Source organism: Streptomyces sp. NBC_01525 (assembly GCF_045040405.1).
GTDB lineage: Bacteria > Actinomycetota > Actinomycetes > Streptomycetales > Streptomycetaceae > Streptomyces > Streptomyces benahoarensis.
The window spans coordinates 6,361,744-6,381,417 of record NZ_CP109397.1 but is presented as its reverse complement, the minus strand read 5'-3'; the positions used below and the strand labels follow the sequence as shown (position 1 = coordinate 6,381,417).

Below are 19,674 nucleotides of genomic sequence, written 5' to 3'. Positions count from 1 at the left end.
CCACACAAACCCGGAGGTTCCCGCCATGAACACCATGCTCGCCGGACGTCTGCACGTCCCCGGCACCACGTTCCGCGTCGAAGAGGTCCCCATCCCCGAACCCGGTCCGGGAGAGGTACTGATCGAGGTCAAGGCCGCCGGGGTGTGCCTCTCCGACGTGCACCTCATCGACGGCAGCCTGAAGCCGTTCGTCCCCGTCGAGACGGTCACCCTCGGCCACGAGGTCGCCGGGGTGATCCACACCCTGGGCCCCGGCCTCCTCGGCGACTGGGCCCCGGGGATGCGGGTGGCGCTCCAGGCGGGCCAGAGCTGCGGCCGGTGCGCGAACTGCGCCATGCGCCGCGCCCCATGCCTGAGCCCGCACACCCGCGGCGTCGACTACGACGGCGGCTGGGCCGCCTACGCCCTCGCCCGCGAGGACACCCTCGCCCCGATCCCCGACCACCTCCCCTTCGACCAGGCGGCGATCATCCCCGACGCCGTCTCCACCCCGTACGCCGCAATCGTGGACACCGGCGCGGTCCGCCCCGCACAGGCCGTGGGCGTCTGGGGCGCGGGCGGTCTGGGCATCCACGGCATCCGCCTCGCCCGGCTCGCCGGAGCCGCCCCGGTCATCGCCGTCGACCCGCTGGCCGGTGCCCGCGACCGCGCCCTCACCTTCGGCGCCGACCTCGCCCTGGACCCGGCCGACCCCGACTTCACCGCGGCCGTACGGCGCGCCACCGGTGGCCGCGGCCTGGACGCCGCCTTCGACTTCGCCGGGGCCCCGGCCGTCCGCGAACAGGCGGCAACGGTCCTGCACCGCGGCGGGATCATGGTCCTCGCCGGCCTCACCCCGCACCCGCTCACCGTCACCGACGGCACCCGCTTCAGCTGGAACCGCAACGAGATCCGCGGCCACTACGGTTCCTCGCCCGAACACGTCGGCCAACTGATCCGGCTGGCCGCCATGGGGCGCCTCGATCTGGGGCCGTCGATCACCGATCACCTTCCGCTGGCTGATGCGGCGGAGGCGGTGCGTCGCTTGGAGCAGAAGGCCGGCGATCCGATTCGGTTGATTTTGGTGCCGTAGAGGGACGGGCCGGGGGTCTGGGATTCCGGGGGCCTCCGGCCCGGCGGTGCGGTGGTGCAGCAGTGCGGCGCTCGGCCTCCGGCCCGGCGGTGCGGCGCCCGCGCGCTGCCGCGTCCCCTCAGGCTTCGTCGGCCGCGCCGCCCCGCGCGGCCGACCCGGCGTTCCGGCGCCGGTACACCACCACGCCGCACACCGCGGCGAGCAGGGCGGCGACCACCGCCACCCCGAGCGCCGTCCGCTCGGCGAACAGCCGCGCCAGCACTTCCAGCGCACCGACCCCGACCGTCGCGTAGACCAGCGCCCAGCACGCCCCACCCACGAACAGCGCGGGCAGATAACGCGGCAGGGGCATACGCATGCTCCCCGCGAGAAAGTTGGCGGCCGTCTGGAATCCGACGGTCAGGAAGGAGACCGCCACCACCGGCGCACCCCACCGCTGGATCGCCCGCTCCGCCCGCACGAACGTGGCCGAGGACATGCGCTCCGCGAGCCGACCGCGCCGCACCCCGGCACCGGCCAGCCACCCGACGGCAAAGGTCCCTCCGGCCCGCAGCAGGACGATGACGTACAGCCCGGCGGCCGTGAGCACGACCTTCTCCACGACGCTCCGCCCTCACCGCCGGCCCCGACCCGCCGGGGCGGCACCGGCTACCGGCCCCGACGCGGCACACCACCACACCCGGGCTTCCCGATACGACCCTGACCAGGGCCATCCGACACAGCCAGGGTAAGCGAACGGCCGTACCCGGGGCGCGCTCCGTCGGCCATGCTCCCCCGCGCCCGCTCAGCACGGTGAATCGCCGCATCCGGAAGGCTTCAGCAAACCTTGAAGGTGGCGTGAGGGTTGCTTGACCCTGTCTTGAATAGGGCCTTCCTTGGCCTGCCTAGGGTGACGCGGGAGGAAGTACGACCCGAGCTAGGGGGACTCACATCATGGGCGAGGGATTCCGGACCGATCCCGACGCGATATTCCGCTACGCGTCGCACACCGACCGGCAGAAGGAAGAGGTGCCCCGCATCGGGCGGGCACTGGAGCATGTGGAGATCCCGTCGGGCGCCTTCGGCAAGCTGCCGGAGTCCGACGAGTTGCACACCTCGTACAACGAGCACGCCACCGCGGCGCAGCAGAACATCCACGACCTCGCCGAGCTCCTGCAGGGCGTGGCCGAGGGCCTGCGGGCGACGGCGGGCAGCTACGTCCAGACCGAGTACGCCCAGCAGCAGAGCTTCGGCGGACAGGGCGGGGGCGCGGCCGGATGACCGTCACCGACGCCTACGCGTGGGTCAACAAGGAGATCGAGAAGCTCCCCGACATCGAGCAGATCCACCGCAGCGAGGAGCACGGTCTCGACTCCGGCCTCGACGAGGCCATCCGGTGGTTCCTGGACAAGGTCGGGCTGATGGACAAGCTCGAAGAGGTCACCGGCATGCCGACGCGGCTGACCCAGGCCGCCCAGGAGTGGAAGGCCCAGGGCGAGGCGCTGCACCGAGTGTCGGCGGAACTGCGGTCGGGGGCGCGGGGGCTGCCCGAACAGTGGGCCGGCGACGCCTCCGAGGGCTTCGGCCACAGCATGGGCAAGATCATCGATGCGCTCGACGACACCGGCAAGGACATGGGCAAGACCGCCCAGATCCTCAGTCAGGCCGCCAAGGAGAGCAAGTTCGCCGAGGACTCCATCGTCGCCATCATCCGCGAGGCGATCGAGTGGGCGGCGATGACGCTGGCCGCGATGGTGGTCACCGACATCCTCACCCTCGGCCTGGCCACGGTGGTCGACGGGCTGGTGGCCGAGGCCGAGGTCGCGGTCTTCCTCACCCGGGTGGAGAAGGTCTCGGCGGAACTGGCCAAGACGCTGCGCGAGTTGATGAAGGCGGTCAAGGAGTTCAAGAGCGGCGCCAAGTCCTTCAACGAAGCGCGCAAGGCCGCCGGTACGCTGCGTAAGTTGGGCGGTCCGATGGGCAAGGGGGCCTTCCGCAGCAAGGACTGGTGGGCCCATCACCTCGTGAGCGGGAAGATCGCCGAGTACGGCTCGAAGCCCCTGCTCAACGAGGCCACCGGCCTCACCGGCGACTTCAAGACCCCGGCCGAGGACGCGATCAAGCACTTCGGCGGGGAGGCGTTGGACGACCAGGGCCCGAAGGAGCCCGAGCCGTACCACGTACCCAAGCGCAGCATCGAGGACACCTTCGGCTGACCGCCCGGGCGGGCCGGCTCCCGCAACGGACCGAGAACGTCGCAGCAGACCCGAAGAGAGGGACATGCACCCCACCCCCGTGACCCCGGAGCGGGACGGCTGGCTCCTGACGCACTCCGCGCCATTCCTCGACCCCGGGGAGACGCTGCGCGGTGCGCTGTCCGTCCGGCTCGATCCGCTGGCTCCGGACACCGTCCCCCAGCGCTACCGCAGGCCCAAGCCCGCGGCGGAGGAGAAGGCCCGGTTCACCGGGTGGCAGCGGATTTTCCTGCCGGTGTCGTTCGTGATGTGGCTGTGTTCCCTGCCCGCCGGGCTGCTGGAGGTCGGCGCCCGTCGCACCTGGCGCGGCATCCGGCGGGTCTTCCGGGGACGGGTGTGGGCCGGCGGCTGGGACAGCGCGGCGGGCCGCTTCGTCATCGACGCCCGCACCGGTACGGCGGACGTCGCCGGGTACGACAACACGCACCTGGCGCTGGCCGTCACCGACCGGCGGCTGTTGCTGCTGAACGAGCCGACGTCTCCGGAGCGGGAGGCGGCACAACTGCTCGGTGCGGTACCGCACGGCACCTACGGCCTGCGCCCGGAGCCGCACCCGCAGCGCCACCGGGCCCGGGTGGACCTCGCCTTCGCCGACGGTTCGTGGCTGGCGCTGGAGGCGCCCGACCGCCGCCAGGTGCCGTGGCTCGGCGAGCTGTTGGCGTCGGGTCGGGGGTAAGGCTCCTGCCGTCGGCCAAGACCTGCAGGCGCTCGACACGGACCGGCCCGCTCGGCCCGGCACCTGCGCGAACGACGCGGTGACGGCGTTCCTGACCACCGGGCGGCGCCCGTCGCAGGACCTCGCCTGCGCGGCCGGGGAGGCAGGGACCCGCCGCGTGCGGCGCCCGCCATGGCCGGCGTCGCACGCGGCGTCCTGCCGGGAACGTCAGCGGCAGGGCCACGCCCCGTTCGTCACGGCGTCCCCACGGCACGTCCCGACCGGGACCTCATCAGCGGTTGGATGCGCGTTCCGAAATTCTCGATCCCTTCGAGGAAGTCGTCGAAGACCAGCATGATCCCCTTGATGCCGGGCACCTCGGCGATCTCGTCCAGCATCCTCGCGACGGTCTCGTACGAGCCAACGAGCGTCCCCATGTTGAAGTTGACGGCGCCCTCGGGCAGCGCGATGGTCCGGGCGGTGGCCGATGCGTCGTCCGTCGCATCTGCGGCCGTCTCCCCCGACATGTACGCCAGCGCCGCGTGGTCGGCGTGGTCGTGGTAGTCCTGCCACTTCGCGCGGGCGGCCTCGTCGGTCTCGTCCGCGATGACCATGAACAGCGACAGCACACCGACGTCGCGGCCGGTCCGCCGTGCCTCGTCCATGAGCGCCGCGGTGGTGTCCGCGAGGGCGAGCGGGGTGTTGACACCGCTCCCCAGGACGAAGTTGTCATCGGCGTGCTCGGCGGCGAACCGCCTGCCGCTGCTGCTCTGACCTGCTGCGACGATATCGATATGGCCGTCCGCCGGTCGCGGGGACAGCACGCAGCCGTCCATCTCGTAGAACTCCCCCTTGAAGTCGCTGGTGCCCTCGCTCCACAGCTCCTTCAGCACGGTGACGTACTCGACGGCCCGGTCGTAGCGGTTGCCGAAATGCTCGTCCCCGGGCCACAGGCCCATCTGTGTGTACTCACCGGGCGCCCAGCCGGTGACGATGTTGACCCCGAACCGCCCGGGAGCGATGGCGTCGACCGTGACCGCCATCCGGGCAACCATCGCCGGCGTCAGTACGAGGATCGGCGTGGAGGCGTACAGCTTGATCCGCTCCGTCACGGCCGCCAGGCCGGCCATCAGCGTGAACGACTCAAGGCAGTGGTCCCAGAACTCCGTCTCCCCGCCGAAACCCTTGAGCTTGATCATCGACAGGGCGAAGTCGAGGCCGTACTCCTCGGCCTTCTGCACCACCGCCTTGTTGAGCTCGAAGGTCGGCAGGTACTGCGGGGCGCTCTTCGAGATGAGCCAGCCGTTGTTGCCGATGGGGAGGAAGACGCCGATGTCCATACCGCTCCTGAAAGGGTTCGGGGGAATCGTGCGGGTTCCTTCCCCCTCACGGTCGGAAGGACACCCTGCCTGCGAGGCGACGTCACACGTAGGCCCTTCTTCCGGTGCGTGGGCAGGCCGGACGGTGTCAGCCGGGGAGCGTGAGGCGGAAGGTGGTGTGTCCGGGGCCGCTGGTGACGGTGGCGGTTCCGCCGTGGGCGGTGGCGACGGCGTGGACGATGGCGAGGCCCAGACCGGTGCTGCCGGTGGTGCGGGAGCGGGCGTGGTCGGCGCGGACGAAGCGGCCGAAGACTTCGGGCCGGACCTCGTCGGGAATGCCGGGACCGGTGTCGCTCACCTGCACGGAGACGCCGTTCGGCTCGGCGGTGAGGGCGATGGTCACGTCGGTGCCGGGCGGGGTGTGGGTGCGGGCGTTGGCGAGGAGGTTGCCGATGGCCTGCTGGAGGCGGTGGGCGTCGCCGGTCACGGTGACGGGTTCCTCGGGGAGGTCGAGGAACCAGTGGTGGCCGGGCCCTGCGGCGCGGGCGTCGTCCGTCGCGTTCAGGATCAGCAGGGTCAGGTCGACCGGTTCGTGTTCGAGGGGGCGCCCGGCGTCCAGGCGGGCGAGGAGCAGCAGGTCGTCGACGAGGCGGGTCATGCGCTGTGACTCGCCGTCGATGCGCTCCAGGGCGTGGCGGACGTCGGCGGGGACGGGGCCGCGGTGGCGTAGGGCGAGTTCGGCGTGGCCGCGGATGTTGGCGACGGGGGTGCGCAGTTCGTGGCTGGCGTCGGCGGCGAAGTGCCGCAGGCGTTCCTCGCCGGCCTGGCGGCGGGTGAGGGCGTCCTCGACATGACCGAGCATGTGGTTGAGGGCCGTGCTGACCTGGCCGACCTCGGTGCGGGGGTCGGTGTCGGGCAGCGGTCCGGGCATGGCGATCTCACCGCTGGCGAGCGGCAGTCCGGCCACTTCCGCCGCGCGGGTGGTGACGTTCCGGAGGGGGCGCAGGGAGATCCGTACCCACTGGGCCCCGGCGATGCCGGTGGCCACGATGGCGACGCCGAACAGGGTGGCTTCGACCGCTTCGAGGCGCTCCACGGTCTCTTCGACCGGGTGCAGGGGCAGGCCGGTGATCAGGATGTCCTGGTCGTCGCCTCGGACGGCGGTGACGCGGTAGGAGCCCAGGGCGGAGAGGCGGATGCTGTGTCCGCGTCCGTCGGCGTGGATGTCCGCCAGGGCGCGGCGGTCCCCTGGGGTGAGGGGCAGGGGACGGTCGGCGGCGTCGTGGACGACGGCTGCCTGGGTGAGGGTGCCGTTCAGGAGGCGGGCGCCGAAGGTGGCATCGGCCTGGCCCCGGGTGTCGGGGCGGTTGTCGGCGTCGGGCGCGGCCTCGTGTTCCAGGCTGGCGGCGAACCGGCCGCCGGAGGCGATGAGCTGCTCGTCCAGGCGCCCCATGAGGAAGTCGCGCAGCGCGAGGGCGGTGACGATGCCGACAACGAGGCAGGCGAGGGCGAGCAGCGTGACGAGCCCGGCCGTGAGCTGGCCGCGCAGGGTGCGGGGCAGCAGGCGCCTCACGATGCTTCCGGCTTGAGGACGTAGCCGACACCACGCACCGTGTGGATCATCGGGGTGCGTCCGGCGTCGATCTTCTTGCGGAGATAGCTGATGTACAGCTCGACGATGTGGGAGCGGCCGCCGAAGTCGTAGGCCCAGACGCGGTCGAGGATCTGGGCCTTGGACAGCACCCGGCGCGGATTGCGCATGAGGAAGCGCAGAAGTTCGAACTCGGTGCGGGACAGATCGATGGTGGACTCACCGCGCCTGACCTCTCTGGCCTCCTCGTCCATGGTGAGGTCCCCGACGGTGAGCCGGTTCGTTCCCGGCTCGGCGGTCATACCGGCCCGTCGAAGGAGTCCGCGGAGCCGGGCGAGGAGTTCTTCCAGGCTGTAGGGCTTGGTGACGTAGTCGTCACCGCCTGCGGTGATGCCGGCGATGCGGTCCTCGACCGCGTCGCGGGCGGTCAGGAAGAGCACGCACACGCGCGGTTCCTCGCGGCGCAGGGCCCGCAGGACCTCCAGCCCGTTCAGGTCGGGCAGCATCCGGTCCAGGACCACCGCGTCGGGGCGGAAATCACGGGCGGTCGCGAGCGCCGTCGCACCGTCTGCGGCAGTGCGGACCTGCCAGCCCTCGCCGGTCATCACTCCGGCCAGGACGTCGGTGACGTCGGGCTCGTCGTCGACGACGAGGATCCGTACGGGTTCTCCGTCAGGGCGGTGCAGAGGCGATGGGGTACGCGGCTCGTCCATGGTTCCTTCAGCATGCCCCGGCGCAGGCCACGGCGGGGCGAGGCATGCCTCTGAGTTTCCTCTGAATCGGCGCTGAGAACGGCCGCCCCGGTGCTGTTTCAGAAGGTTCACAGAGGTGGGGCTGTGAGGCTGGGCCACCCGTCGCCGCAGCAGCCCTGCTCGTCTCCTGCCCAGCCTCGAACACCAACCTCGAAGGAGCCCCCGTGGGACTCAACCTGATCAACGGCATCCCCGCACACATCCTGCTCGTGCATGTCGTCGTGGTCCTGGTACCCCTCACCGCCCTCGCGCTGATCCTCTGTGCCGCCCTCCCCTCGGTCATGCGCCGGTTCGGGCTCGCGCTGCCGGTCCTCGCGCTGGTGTCCCTGATCAGCGTGCCGCTGACGACGCACGCCGGCGAGTGGCTGGAGCGACACGTGGACAGCGACCCCCTGGTCCGCGCGCACACCGCACTCGGTGACGAACTGCTCCCCTGGGCCCTCGCGCTCTTCCTGGTGTCCACGGCGGTGTGGTGGTCCTACCGCCGCGCCGCCCACCACGCCCCCGACTCGGCGGGATCCACGAGCGCGGTGGCCCTCCCCCTGCGCCTCACCGCCGCGGTGCTGTCCGTCGTCATCGGAGTCGGCGCGGGCGTACAGGTCTACCGAATCGGCGACTCCGGCGCCAAAGCCGCCTGGCACGACGGCTACTCCGCCACCGCCCACTCCGATCGGGGCTGACGGGCACCGTGGTCCGTCCGGGCCACCGCCGGGCCCGTCGCCGTCAGCCGCCGCCGCCCGTCTCCGGCAGCAGCGGGAGGGTGAGCCGGAAGACGGCGCCCGCGCCCGGCGTGCTGTGTGCCGTGACGGTGCCGCCGTGGGCCTCCGCGAGCTTGCGCACGATCGACAGGCCGAGGCCGCTGCCGCCGGTCTGTCTGCTGCGGGACTTCTCGGCGCGCCAGAAACGCTCGAAGACGTGCGGGAGTTCGTCCGGTGCGATGCCCGCACCCGTGTCCGCCACGTCGATCCGTACGGAGCCCTCCGTCACCCGCGCACTCAGGGTCACCGTGCCGCCGTGTGGCGTGTGCCGGATCGCGTTGGAGAGCAGATTGCCGGCCATCTGCCGCAGCCGGACCGGGTCCGCGTCCACGAGCGCCGCCTCGTCGGCGGTGACGGTGAGCCGCACCCCGCTCGCGTCCGCGTCGGCACGGTGCGCGTGCGCGGTCTGTGCCAGCACGTCCGCGACCGGCACCGGCGCCTTCGACAGCCGCAGCTCGCCCGCGTCGGCCGCCGACAGATCGCGCAGGTCGTCGATGATGTGCTGGAGCAGCAGGGCCTCCTCCAGCACGGAGGCCAGCAGCTCCCCGTCGTTGTCGACGACGCCGTCCTCCGCCGCCTCCAGCCAGCCCCGGATGTTGCTCAGCGGCGTGCGCAGCTCGTGCGCCACGTCGCTGACCATCGCCTTGCGCAGCCGTTCGAGCTCCGCGCGCCGCCCGGCCATCGAGTTGAAGGCGACCGACAGCCGGCCGATCTCGTCACCGCCGACCACCCGCACCTGGGCGGACACGTCGCCCTCCGCCAGCCGTTGCACCGCGGCGGTCAGCGCGCGCAGCGGACGCACCAGCTGGATGCCCGCAAGGACGGTGGCCACGACGGTCACCAGCAGCACCAGCGCCGCGCCCCCGGCGATCCGCGCCTTGTTGGCCGGGGACAGGGCGAAGAAGGTGGTCGCGTGGGCCGGGGTGGAGACGTACAGCTGCGCGGCGGGCGCCACGTACGGAGCGAGTTGTTCCGCGCGGCCGGTGGTGAGGCAGGAGGAGACCAGAGGCCCGTCGGCCCAGCGGCTGGTGGCCACCGGCCGCCCTTCGCCATTGAGCGAGAGGGTCACGGCGGGCGCGCCGCGGTGGGCGAGGCAGGCGTTGACGAGGGTGCCGAGCGCGGCGAGCGCCTTCTTCTCGGTGGGGGTCGGCTCGCCGAGGGCCGTGGCGTTGCAGCCGGGGATGGTGCTCGCGCTCGGCGGCTCCAGCCGGGGCCGCCCGCCCGGCCCCCGCTCGATACGGGCGTCGGCCCCGGTCGTCCTCTGCGCGCATGACTGGAGGCGCGAGGCGAGGGCGTCCAGGTAGCCGCGTTCGTGCCGGGGCAGCAGGAACGGACCCACCGCACGCGCGTCGATCCGGTCGCTCGCCGAGCGGGGCAGCAGGTCGGGATCGACGGAGAGCGGGTCGATGACGGCGGTGGGCTTGGCGGGCGGCCGGAACGGCACGCCTGGCTCCGGGTCGGAGTCGGCGACCGGCCGGCCCCGGCTGGTCAGCACGATGCGGTGGCCGGTCCCGCGGGCGAGCGCAGCCACCGTGGCGCCGGCTTCCGACCAGTCCGGGTGCCGGGCCGCGTAGCCGAGCAGCGCGTCGTACGCCTTGGCGTCGTCGGCAAGCGCCTGGCCCTGTTCCTGACGGATGGCGACGGCCGTCATCTGGACGACGACGTACGCGGTGGCGGCGACCGAGCAGACGGACACGATCACGGAGACGGCCAGCAGTCGCAGCAGCAGACTGCGGCGCAGCGCCCTCGGCACGCGACGCCAACGGGCCGGTAGGCGACGGGAGGTGACCGCCGTGGTGCTGCCCCGGCGCCCGGGTGGCTCAGAGCCCACGGCGCCCGTCCCTCCGGTCGGCGGAGGGCCCGTGGCCCTCCCCGTCGGCGGGCGGCTCCTCGTCGACGAGCTTGTACCCGACGCCGTAGACCGTCAGCAGGCGGCGGGCGTTGCGCGGGTCCTCTTCGATCTTCTTGCGGAGGTTCATGACGTGCACGTCCACGGTCCGCGCGGTGATGTAGCGGTCGAAGCCGTGCAGCCGCTCCAGGATCTGCGCCCGGGTGAAGACCTGCCCCGGCCGCAATGCCAGCACCTCCAGCAGCCGGAACTCGCCCGGCGTGCAGTGGACACGGCGGCCGTGGGCCCACACCTCGTGGCGTCCGGGGTCCACGGTCAGCGGCCCGGACCGCAGGACGGGGTCCGGCGCGGGCCCGGCCGCCGCGCCGGACCCGCCCGTCCGGCCGCCGCGCCGCAGCAGGGACCGGGCGCGGGCCATCAGTTCACGCGGGCTGAACGGTTTGGACAGGTAGTCGTCCGCGCCCAGGTCCAGGCCGAGCAGCAGGTCGTCCTCGGTGGAACGGGCGGTCAGCATCAGCACCGGCAGGGCGGTGAGGTCCGCCTCCGCGCGCACGATCCGGCACACGTCGAGGCCGTCGACGTACGGCATCATCACGTCGAGGATCAGCAGGTCCGGTGGCCGGCGACGGAGTTCCGCGAGCGCCGCCGCCCCGTCGTGCACCACGACCACGTCGTGGCCTTCGCGTTCCAGATAGCGGCGGACCAGATCCGCCTGTTTCCCGTCGTCCTCGGCGACGACCACATGCGCACACATGCCGTGAGTCTAGGAACGCGGTACGCCGCGGCGGGCCACCGGACCCGGCCCCTATCGGCACGCCATGAGTTCCTGACAACTTCCTGACAAGTGATCGCGATGCTGGGCGGCATGCAGAAGACGAAACCCCTCTCCCCTGCGGTCCGTACCACCGCGTTCTCCGTCTGCGCGCTCCTCGCGGCGACCGTGCTGACAGCCTGCGGAGCGGGCGACGGTGACGGCGCCAAGGCCGCCAAGGACGGCGTCTCGACCCTGGAGACCGGAAGCCCCGCGCCGGGCGGTGAGTCCGGGGCGTCCGCCTCCTCGAAGACCGACTCCCGGCGGCCCCAACTGCGCATGGACTCCTCGGAGGAGGAGAGGGACAAGCTCCTCAACGCCTACAACGCCTGCCTCCAGGCCCACGGCGTCCCCATGAACACCAAGCGGGCCGAAATGGCGGGCGCCAAGCAGGCGTGGCCGATGCAGGGCGAGGAGATCACCAAGAAGTACAAGCCGGCCTTCGACGCGTGTCTGGTGAAGCTTCCTCTGCAGCCTCCTGAGCTGGACTCGGCGGTCAACCCGCACTACACGGACCAGTACCGCAACTTCGTGAAGTGCCTCAAGGGCAAGGGCGCGCACATCCACATGACCCTGAACGAGCACGGCGTCGCGAACGGCTACACGTACGACGACGGCGGCAAGGGCATCTCCGAGGACGAGGAGACCAAGGCCAGCAAGGTGTGCGAGAAGGAGGCCTTCAGTGTCAAGCACTGAGAGCGCACCGGCGCCCGGCCGCAGCCGGGGCAGGCGCGTCGCGGTCGTGGCGGTGGCCCTGACGGTGCTCGCCGGGGGCGCCGCCGGCGCGATGGCGCTGTCCGCGCACGGCCGTGACCAGCAGCCCAAGAAGGCCGGCGCCCCCTCCGCGGGGACGATCAAAATCGTGCGGGCGGACCTCGCCGACAGCCGGACGCTGCCCGGCGCCCTCGGCTTCGGCGGGCAGCGGACCGTCAAGGGCACCGGCAAGGGAGCGGTGACCAAGCTGCCGAAGACGGACACGACGGTGGCCCGCGGCAAGCCGCTGTACTGGGTCGACGACCGGCCCGTGATGGTGTTCTTCGGCGACACCCCCGTCTTCCGCACCCTCGGCACCGCGGGGACCAGCGGGCGCGACGTGACCGTGCTCGCCGAGAACCTGAGGGCGCTCGGCTACGACACCGGCCCCACCCCCCGCGCGACCGGCCCGGCCGACGGCGCGGAGCCCGGCACCGAGCTGACCCCCGCGCTGCTCGCCGCGCTCAAGCGCTGGCAGCACGACACCGGCCAGCAGGAGACCGGGAAGCTCGTCCCCGGGCAGGTCGTCGTGCTGCCCGGACCGTACCGGGTCAGCGGCATCAAGGCGCAGCTCGGGGATCCGGCGGCGGAGGAGATTCTGACCGTCACGTCCGTCCACAAGTCGGTCCGGGTGAAGGTGGAGGCGCAGGAATCCGGTCCGATCCACAAGGGCGACCCCGTCACCCTCACCCTGCCCGACACCAAGACCGTGCCGGGCAAGGTCACGTCGGTCGGGCAGACCGTGCAGGGCGGAGCCGATGACGACGCCTCGGGCTCGCCGTCCGACGCCACGCTCCAGGTCACGGTCGAGCCGACGGACAGCGCGGCGGTGAAGAACCTCAGCTCGGCATCGGTGCAGGTCACCTTCACGACGGAGAAGCGCAAGCAGGTGCTCACCGTCCCGGTCGGCTCGCTGCTCGCACTGCGCGAGGGCGGCTACGCGCTCCAGCGGCCCGGCGGCCAACTTGTCGCTGTCAAGACCGGGCTGTTCTCGAAGGGCATGGTCGAGGTCTCGGGCGCGGGCATCAAGGAGGGCGACCGGGTGGTGACCACGTCGTGAGCCTTCCGCACCCCCCGCCGACGGTCGGCGACGCGTCGCCGACCGTTACTCTCCCCCGCGTGTCCGGGCCGCCCGTCCTCACCGTCCGGAACGCGACGAAGGCGTACCACGGCGGCGTCAAGGCGCTCGACGACGTCTCGCTCACCATCGACGAGGGCGAACTGCTCGCCATCGTCGGCCCTTCCGGCTCCGGCAAGTCGACGCTGCTCAACATCATGGGCACCCTCGATCTGCCGACCGACGGCTCGGTCGAGATCGGCGGCAAGGACCCGTCCCAGCTGTCCGACCGCCGCCTGTCGGCGCTGCGCGGACGCTGGCTCGGCTTCGTCTTCCAGCAGTTCCACCTCACCGAGGGCCTCAGCGCCGCGGAGAACGTCGCCACCGGACTGCTGTACGCGGGCGTGCCGCGCCGGCAGCGCAGGCCGCTGGCGGTCGCCGCGCTGGAACGCGTCGGGCTCGGCCACCGCGTCGAGCACCTGCCGCACCAGCTCTCGGGCGGTGAACGCCAGCGCGTGGCCATCGCCCGCGCCCTGGTCAACCGGCCCGCGCTGGTCCTCGCGGACGAGCCGACCGGCGCCCTCGACACGGCCAACAGCCAGGCCGTCCTCGAACTGCTCATCCGGTTGAACGCCGAGGGCACCACCATCGCGGTCATCACCCACGAACGGGACCTCGCGGCCCGGCTCCCGCGCCGCATCGAGATCCGCGACGGCCGCATCGTCGCCGACACCGCCGCGCACACCGGGAGCCCGCAGTGAACCGCACCGACACCGTCCCCGACCCGACCGCCCCGGACGCCGACCCCAGCCGCCCGGTCCGGCTCGCCCCCTCCGACGTGCTGCGCCTGGGCCTGCTCGGGATCCGCACCCGCCGGATGCGCGCCGCGCTCTCCGCGCTCGGCATCTCCATCGGCATCGCCACCCTGATCCTGGTGACCAGCATCCCGGCCTCCAGCCAGCGCCACCTCGACCAGCAGCTGTCCGCGCTGGGCACGAACACGCTGCGCGCCGAACCCATGCCCAACCAGAAGCCGCCCATCCTCCTCCCCGAGGAGGCACCGGACATGGTCCGGCGGATCGGCCCGGTCACCCATGCCAGCGCGGTCGCCAACACCCATGCCCTGGTGCGCCGTTCGGACCGCACGGACCCCAACGACGGGCTGGGCCTCTCGGTGCTCGCGGCCCGCACCGACCTGCTGTCCGCGGTGAACGGCACGGTCCGCTCCGGTACGTTCCTGAAGTCCGCGACCGACAACTTCCCGACGGTCGTCCTCGGCTACGAAGCGGCGGCCCGGCTCGGCATCCCCCGCCTGATCCCCGGCCAGGAGCCGCCCCAGGTCCTCATCAACGAGACCTACTTCACCGTTGTCGGCGTCCTCGGCCCGATGCGTCTCGCCCCCGACCTGGAACGCTCCGTCCTGGTGGGCTGGGGCGCCGCCAAAAAGGCCCTGCACTTCGACGGGCACCCGACGGTCGTCTACACGACGGCACGCGAGGACTCCATCGAAGACGTCGCCTCGGTACTCGCGGCCACCGTCTACCCGCAGACCCCCGGCCTGATCCAGGTCAGCCGCCCCTCCGACGCCCTGGCCGCGAAACGCGCCACCGCCTCGACGTTCTCGGCCCTCTTCCTCGGCCTCGCGGGCGTCGCCCTGCTGGTCGGCGGCGTCGGCGTCGCCAACACGATGTACATCTCCGTACTGGAACGCCGCCGCGAAATCGGCCTCCGCCGCGCCCTGGGCGCCCACCGCGGCCAGATCCGCGGCCAGTTCCTCACCGAGTCGGTCGCCCTCTCCCTCCTGGGTGGCCTCCTGGGCACCGCCGTAGGCGTCCTGACCTCCCTCGCCTACGCCACCTACCAGGGCTGGCCCCCGGTCATCCCCCTGTCAGCGGTCGGCGCCGGTACCGCCGGGGCGGTCGCGATCGGGGTGGTGGCGGGCGTGTACCCGTCGATGCGGGCTGCGCGACTGGCGCCTACGGAGGCGTTGGCGACGGGGTGAGGGGGTGAGGGGCGCCTGGCGGGCCCGGAAGGCGAACAACGGCTTCGGAGAACATAGTTGGTGCCGTGGGTATGGGTTCCCTCTCCATGTTCCTCCCTGGCCGACTCGCCTGGATTCGACAGCCCCCAGGGGCCGGCCAGGTCGTAGGGCATGGGCGGTTCCCGGTCGGCGAAAGAATTCCCCCACACCAAGGGAGCCGGTCATGTTCTCCGCACGCCCTCGGCGCGTCGCGATGGGTGCCGCAATTGCCGCATCCTCGCTGGTGGCCCTCAGCGTCCCCGCTCAGTCCGCTGCGGCGCAGCCGGACGCGGCCCAGCCCGTCAGCGGCTCGCTCCAGCAGGTCACCGATTTCGGCTCCGATCCGGGCAACCTGCTGATGTACACCTACGCCCCGGCGTCGCTGCCGGAGGGCGCGCCGGTGGTGGTCGCCCTCCACGGGTGTCTGCAGAACGCCGACGACTACTACCGCCACTCCGGGTGGCCGCAGTTGGCTGACCGATACGGTTTCGCGGTCGTCTTTCCCCAGACCACCACCAGCAACAACATCCAGTCCTGCTTCCAGTGGTTCGATCCGGGCAAGAACTCGCGTGACAAGGGTGAGGCCGCCTCGATCAAGCAGATGGTGGACAAGGCCACCAGCGCCTACGGGTCCGACACCAAGAGGGTGTTCGCCACGGGGCTCTCGGCCGGCGGAGGCATGACGGCGAACCTGCTGGCCGACTACCCGGACGTCTTCGCCGGCGGCACCGTCAACTCCGGTCTGCCCGCCCAGTGCGCCACCAGCCACGCGGCCGCCAGCAGCTGCCAGAGGAACAACCAGAACCTGTCGCCGGCCCAGTGGGGCGACAAGGTCCGCGGTTCGGCTCCCGGCTACAAGGGAACCTGGCCGCGGGTTGCCCTCTGGCAGGGCAGCGCCGACTACACGGTCCGCCCCGTCAACGGCACCGAGCTCCGGGATCAGTGGACCAACGTCCGAGGGGTGAGCAACCAGCCCGCAGCCACCCGCCAGCTGCCCGGCAACACGACGGAGACCACGTACGGCACCGACGCGGACCGGCCCGACGTGGCGCTCTTCTCCGTCTCCGGGATGGGGCACGGTCTCGCCGTCGACCCCGGCTCCGGCTCCGGCTCCGGCGACACCCCATGCGGTTCCATCGGCGCCTATTTCTTCGACACCCTCTGTTCCTCCTCCTACACCGCCACGTTCTGGGGCATCGACAGCCGGTAGGCGGGGCCCGGAGCGGGGGCTCAGCTGTCGGGTGCAGCGACCGCGTGCAGGCGCAGGGCCAGGTGGAGTGCGGAAGGCGCCGGGGCGCCTCCGAAGGCGGAGCCGGGGCCGTCAGCGGGAGGGGTCAGCGGGCGGTCCAGCCGCCGTCCATGACCAGGTCGGTACCGGTGATGGACGCAGCGTGCGGTGCGCACAGCCACAGCACCGCCCGGGCGACCTCGTCGGGTTCGATCAGCCGTTTGACGGCGCTGCGTTCAAGGAGGACGTCGCTCATGACGTCCGCCTCCGAGATGCCGTGGGCAGCGGCCTGCTGACTGATCTGCCGCTCGACCAGCGGGGTACGCACGTAGCCCGGATTGACGCAGTTGCTGGTGACGCCGTGTCCGGCGCCCTCCAGGGCGATCACTTTGCTCAGCCCCTGCAGAGCGTGCTTGGCCGTGACGTAGGCGCTCTTGTACGGGCTGGCGCGCAGTCCGTGCACGGAAGAGATGTTGACCACCCGGCCCCACCCCCGCGCGTACATTCCCGGCAGCGTGCGGTGCAGAATCCGGAACGGTGCCTCGACCATGATCCGCTGCATCAGAGCGAAGCGATCGGGGTCGAACTCGGTGATCGGGGCCACGTGTTGCAGGCCCGCATTGTTGACCACGATGTCGGCGTCGGCGGGCAGCGCTGCCACCGCCTCCGGGTCGGCCAGGTCCGCCACGTGGAGGGTGCCGTCGATCTGCGCCGCGGTCCTCGCGGCGGCTTCCCCGTCGACATCGACGACCCGGACGCGGGCGCCCGACGCCGCAAGCGCGAGGGCGCACGCCCTGCCGATACCGCTTGCCGCGCCCGTGACCATGGCTGTCCTGCCGTGCAGAGAGCCGGGCACGGCAGACAGGCCGGGGCTGGTCGCGGGCGTGCCCCGAGCCCGTGTCGCTTCGTGTGGGTGAGCCATGCCGTTCACCGTAGGAGCGGCCGCGATACCGGCCCATGGCTGTCAAAACCACAAGCGGGCCCGGGAAGGTGGTGCCCCGACCCATAGAACACTCAGCGGGCCGGGAGTTTTACTTGACGCCTTTGGAAGCCATCGGCTGTACGCAGTCCGCGGGTGACGCTCGGCGCGCTCCCGCCGGGCGGTCCTCAGACCCTCGCGCGCCGAGCGGCCGCCTGTTCAGGCCTCGGTGCGCCGGGTGGTGATCTCCCGCAGTACGTCCATGACCGCTCGGGCGCGGGCGGTCTGGGTCACGCTCCCCACAGTGGCGATCTTGACTTCGAGCGGCGGTCCACTGTCCCGGAGCTGGAGTTCCGCGACCTCGCCGCCGCCGTAGGTCTGACTGGTCGCCGGCCGCTGGTTGAGCACGGAGTAGCCGAGTCCGCGTGCCACCAGGGAGCGCACGGTCTCGTAGCTCTGGGTGCGGTAGCGGACATCGGGCGCGGTGCCGGTGGCGGCCACCAGCGAGCGGAAGTAGTCGCGGCTGTGGGGAAGGTCGAGGAGGACGAGCGGTTCCGCGGACAGTTCGGCCAGCTCCACACTGCCCTGACCGGCCAGCGGGTGATCGGCCGACACGATGACATACGCCGGGGCGCGGGCGATCGTCTCGCCGCGCAGGTCCGGCTCGGCCGACAGACCGAGGTCGTAGGTGAGGGCGAAGTCGATGCGCCCCGCCGCCAGGGCTTGGACGAGCTGGTCCGTCTCCGCCTCCACGACGTCGATCTCGATGCCCGGATGGCGTCGGGTGCACTCGCTGAACAAGGGTGGCAGGTAGTAGGGGGCCAGGGTCACGAAACAGCCGACGGCCACCGGCCCGGAGAGGGACTCACCGCCTCCCCGGGCCTCCCGTTCGACCTCGCGGGCGCGGCCCAGCAGTTCCCGTGCCTGCTGCCGGAGCCTCTCCCCGGCGGGTGTGAGCGTCAGACCCCGGCCCCGTCGGCGGATGAACAGCTGCACCCGCAGGTCCCGCTCCAGGTTGTGGACGGCCGTGGAGACGGCGGACTGCGCGATGTGCAGCTCCGCCGACGCCTCCGTCATCGAACCGCGTTCGGCAGCGACAAGGAAATAGCGGAGCTGAACGAGCGTGAAACCCACTGGTGACGTCATACGTGGCCCTTGCGCCTGGTGATCCGGTCGGGCCGACCCTATTGCGGCGCCGGCTGAGGGGCCTCAAGGGGCACCGCCGCTTCGGACATGTCCTCGGGGTGCAGCAGGGCGGAACCGGCGGTCTCCCGCAGGGACAGGGCGGCGACGAGACCGCCGACGGCGAACACCATCAGGTACGGGCCGGGTGCCAGGGTGCTGCCGGTCGCGGAGATGAGCACGGTCATCAGGTACGGCACGGTCCCGGCGAACAGGGCGGCGGTGAGGTTGTAGGCGACGGACAGACCGCTCTGCCGCGTGCGGGTGGGGAAGATCTCCGCCGACCACACCGCGTACGTGCCGAGAATCGCCGCCAGAATCACACCGAGCAGCAGACCGGCGATCCACGTCCCGACAAGCCCGGTCCGCATCAGCAGAAAGGCCGGGGTGGAGACGACCAGCAGGGCGGCCGTCGCCCCGACGAACACCGGCTTGCGTCCCACCCGGTCGGACAGCAGCCCGAACAACGGCACGAGCACAAGGCCGAGCAGCGAGATCGCCGTGGCCAGCAGGGCGGCGTTGTCGGCCGAGTGCCCCAGGTGGTCGGTCTCGTAGGTGACGAGGTAGGTCAGCACCGCGTAGAAGGGCACGTGCATGGCCGCCATCAGACCCGCCGCCTGGAGCAACTGCCGCTTGTGGTGGCGCAGAAGCTCCCGCGCGGGGCTGCACGGGACGGAGTCGTTGGCTTCGAGCGTCCGGTACTCCGGGGTGTCCTCGATCTTGTTGCGGATGATGAAGCCGATGACGCCCAGCGGCGCGGAGACGAGGAAGGGGATGCGCCAGCCCCAGGAGGTCAGCTGGTCGGCGTCGAGTCCCGTCGACAGCAGCAGGAAGACGAACGAGCCGGCGAGGAAGCCGAGCAGGGAGCCGACCTCCAGCCAGCTCACGCCGAAGCCGCGGCGGCGCCGGGGCGCGCTCTCGGCGAGGAAGCTCGCCGCGCTGCCGAACTCACCGCCCGCGGCGAAGCCCTGGATCAGGCGCAGGACCACCAGGAACACGGGGGCGGCGATCCCGATCGATGCGTAGCCGGGCAGCAGACCGATCCCCAGGGTCGCGCCGGACATCAGGAAGATGACCAGCGACAGGGTGCGCTTGCGGCCGATCCGGTCGCCGAGCGGCCCGAACACCAGGGCGCCGACCGGCCGGATGCCGAACGACACGGCGAACACACCGAACACGGCGAGCAGTCCGGTCGTGCTGTCCTCGGCCGGGAAGAACACGGCCGCGACGGTACCGGCGAGATAGGCGTAGGCGGCCCAGTCGAACCAGTGCACGAACACGCCGATGGCTCCCGCGGCGACGCTCCTGCGCAGGTCGACCACGTCGGTGGGCACCGCGACTTCGGTCTCTGCGGTGCCGCTGTTACAGGTGCGCATGCGCGCCTCCTTGTGGGGACGGGGAAAAGGGGCCGGAGCTGTGCGGGTGCCGCCGGCGCGGTGTTCTCGGAGCGCGGGCAGGCCGGTGAGGGCGGCGG

The 19,674-nt window shown here is 71.8% G+C and carries 18 protein-coding genes and 1 pseudogene; 10 read left to right on the top strand and 9 right to left on the bottom strand.

Annotated elements, in window-relative coordinates; translation table 11 throughout:
- The first annotated feature begins 25 nt into the window (after window positions 1–25).
- A complete protein-coding gene (locus OG422_RS27695) occupies window positions 26–1,072 on the top strand; it encodes a zinc-binding dehydrogenase (RefSeq protein WP_405746804.1) in 1,047 nt (348 codons plus the stop codon).
- Window positions 1,073–1,190: 118 nt separating this feature from the next.
- On the opposite strand, the gene OG422_RS27690 is transcribed toward OG422_RS27695, so the two are convergent.
- Window positions 1,191–1,673, bottom strand: a complete 483-nt coding sequence (locus OG422_RS27690) for a DedA family protein (RefSeq protein WP_405746803.1) — start codon at window positions 1,671–1,673, stop codon at window positions 1,191–1,193.
- Window positions 1,674–2,005: 332 nt separating this feature from the next.
- Between OG422_RS27690 and OG422_RS27685 the strand changes: the two genes are divergently transcribed.
- From OG422_RS27685 to OG422_RS27675, 3 genes are all read left to right on the top strand, one after another.
- On the top strand, window positions 2,006–2,332 hold the full coding sequence (locus tag OG422_RS27685; RefSeq protein WP_143939644.1) for a hypothetical protein: 327 nt from the start codon (window positions 2,006–2,008) through the stop codon (window positions 2,330–2,332).
- Window positions 2,329–3,267: a WXG100 family type VII secretion target gene (locus OG422_RS27680; RefSeq protein ID WP_405746801.1), complete on the top strand. Its 939-nt coding sequence runs from the start codon at window positions 2,329–2,331 to the stop codon at window positions 3,265–3,267. Before OG422_RS27685 ends, OG422_RS27680 begins: the two co-directional genes overlap by 4 nt.
- 64 nt (window positions 3,268–3,331) lie before the next feature.
- Complete coding sequence (locus tag OG422_RS27675) at window positions 3,332–3,982, top strand: hypothetical protein (protein WP_405746800.1); 651 nt, start codon at window positions 3,332–3,334, stop codon at window positions 3,980–3,982.
- 233 nt (window positions 3,983–4,215) lie between these two features.
- Here the strand turns inward: OG422_RS27675 and rutA are convergent, their stop codons facing one another.
- The 3 genes from rutA to OG422_RS27660 all read right to left on the bottom strand — a co-directional run bounded on the left by rutA (window position 4,216) and on the right by OG422_RS27660 (window position 7,584).
- Complete coding sequence (gene rutA, locus OG422_RS27670; RefSeq protein WP_405746798.1) at window positions 4,216–5,301, bottom strand: pyrimidine utilization protein A; 1,086 nt, start codon at window positions 5,299–5,301, stop codon at window positions 4,216–4,218.
- Window positions 5,302–5,428: 127 nt separating this feature from the next.
- Window positions 5,429–6,853 (bottom strand): sensor histidine kinase, encoded by a 1,425-nt coding sequence (locus OG422_RS27665; RefSeq protein ID WP_405746796.1) that lies wholly within the window; start codon window positions 6,851–6,853, stop codon window positions 5,429–5,431.
- Window positions 6,850–7,584, bottom strand: coding sequence for a response regulator transcription factor (locus OG422_RS27660; protein WP_405746794.1), 735 nt, complete (start codon window positions 7,582–7,584; stop codon window positions 6,850–6,852). The genes OG422_RS27665 and OG422_RS27660 overlap by 4 nt, the downstream gene beginning before the upstream one ends.
- A gap of 203 nt (window positions 7,585–7,787) precedes the next feature.
- Here OG422_RS27660 and OG422_RS27655 point away from each other — a divergent pair, with 203 nt between their 5' ends.
- Entirely contained in the window at window positions 7,788–8,303 is a 516-nt protein-coding gene (locus OG422_RS27655) for a DUF2231 domain-containing protein (protein WP_405746792.1), read from the top strand.
- Between the two features lie 43 nt (window positions 8,304–8,346).
- Here the strand turns inward: OG422_RS27655 and OG422_RS27650 are convergent, their stop codons facing one another.
- Window positions 8,347–10,134, bottom strand: a complete 1,788-nt coding sequence (locus OG422_RS27650; protein WP_405746790.1) for a sensor histidine kinase — start codon at window positions 10,132–10,134, stop codon at window positions 8,347–8,349.
- Between the two features lie 67 nt (window positions 10,135–10,201).
- A complete protein-coding gene (locus OG422_RS27645) occupies window positions 10,202–10,984 on the bottom strand; it encodes a response regulator transcription factor (protein ID WP_405746788.1) in 783 nt (260 codons plus the stop codon).
- A gap of 111 nt (window positions 10,985–11,095) precedes the next feature.
- On the opposite strand from OG422_RS27645, the gene OG422_RS27640 reads away from it, so the two are divergent.
- The 5 genes and pseudogenes from OG422_RS27640 to OG422_RS27620 form a co-directional block, all read left to right on the top strand.
- The gene (locus OG422_RS27640; RefSeq protein ID WP_405746787.1) at window positions 11,096–11,737 is read left to right on the top strand and encodes a hypothetical protein; all 642 of its coding nucleotides are present in this window, start codon (window positions 11,096–11,098) and stop codon (window positions 11,735–11,737) included.
- Entirely contained in the window at window positions 11,724–12,854 is a 1,131-nt protein-coding gene (locus OG422_RS27635) for a hypothetical protein (protein WP_405746786.1), read from the top strand. The genes OG422_RS27640 and OG422_RS27635 overlap by 14 nt, the downstream gene beginning before the upstream one ends.
- Before the next feature lie 59 nt (window positions 12,855–12,913).
- Window positions 12,914–13,612, top strand: coding sequence for an ABC transporter ATP-binding protein (locus tag OG422_RS27630; RefSeq protein ID WP_405746784.1), 699 nt, complete (start codon window positions 12,914–12,916; stop codon window positions 13,610–13,612).
- Window positions 13,609–14,853: an ABC transporter permease gene (locus tag OG422_RS27625; RefSeq protein ID WP_251076378.1), complete on the top strand. Its 1,245-nt coding sequence runs from the start codon at window positions 13,609–13,611 to the stop codon at window positions 14,851–14,853. Before OG422_RS27630 ends, OG422_RS27625 begins: the two co-directional genes overlap by 4 nt.
- 202 nt (window positions 14,854–15,055) lie before the next feature.
- Window positions 15,056–16,072: pseudogene (locus OG422_RS27620) on the top strand (alpha/beta hydrolase family esterase); the annotation flags it as partial.
- Between the two features lie 133 nt (window positions 16,073–16,205).
- Here OG422_RS27620 and OG422_RS27615 read toward each other — a convergent pair.
- The 3 genes from OG422_RS27615 to OG422_RS27605 form a co-directional block, all read right to left on the bottom strand.
- Window positions 16,206–17,021 carry a 3-hydroxybutyrate dehydrogenase gene (locus OG422_RS27615; protein WP_405746782.1) on the bottom strand — a complete coding sequence of 272 codons (816 nt, stop codon included), beginning with the start codon at window positions 17,019–17,021 and terminating at the stop codon, window positions 16,206–16,208.
- Between the two features lie 216 nt (window positions 17,022–17,237).
- Window positions 17,238–18,164 carry a LysR family transcriptional regulator gene (locus tag OG422_RS27610; protein ID WP_143939658.1) on the bottom strand — a complete coding sequence of 309 codons (927 nt, stop codon included), beginning with the start codon at window positions 18,162–18,164 and terminating at the stop codon, window positions 17,238–17,240.
- Window positions 18,165–18,202: 38 nt separating this feature from the next.
- A complete protein-coding gene (locus OG422_RS27605) occupies window positions 18,203–19,576 on the bottom strand; it encodes an MFS transporter (protein WP_405746779.1) in 1,374 nt (457 codons plus the stop codon).
- Window positions 19,577–19,674 lie beyond the last annotated feature (98 nt).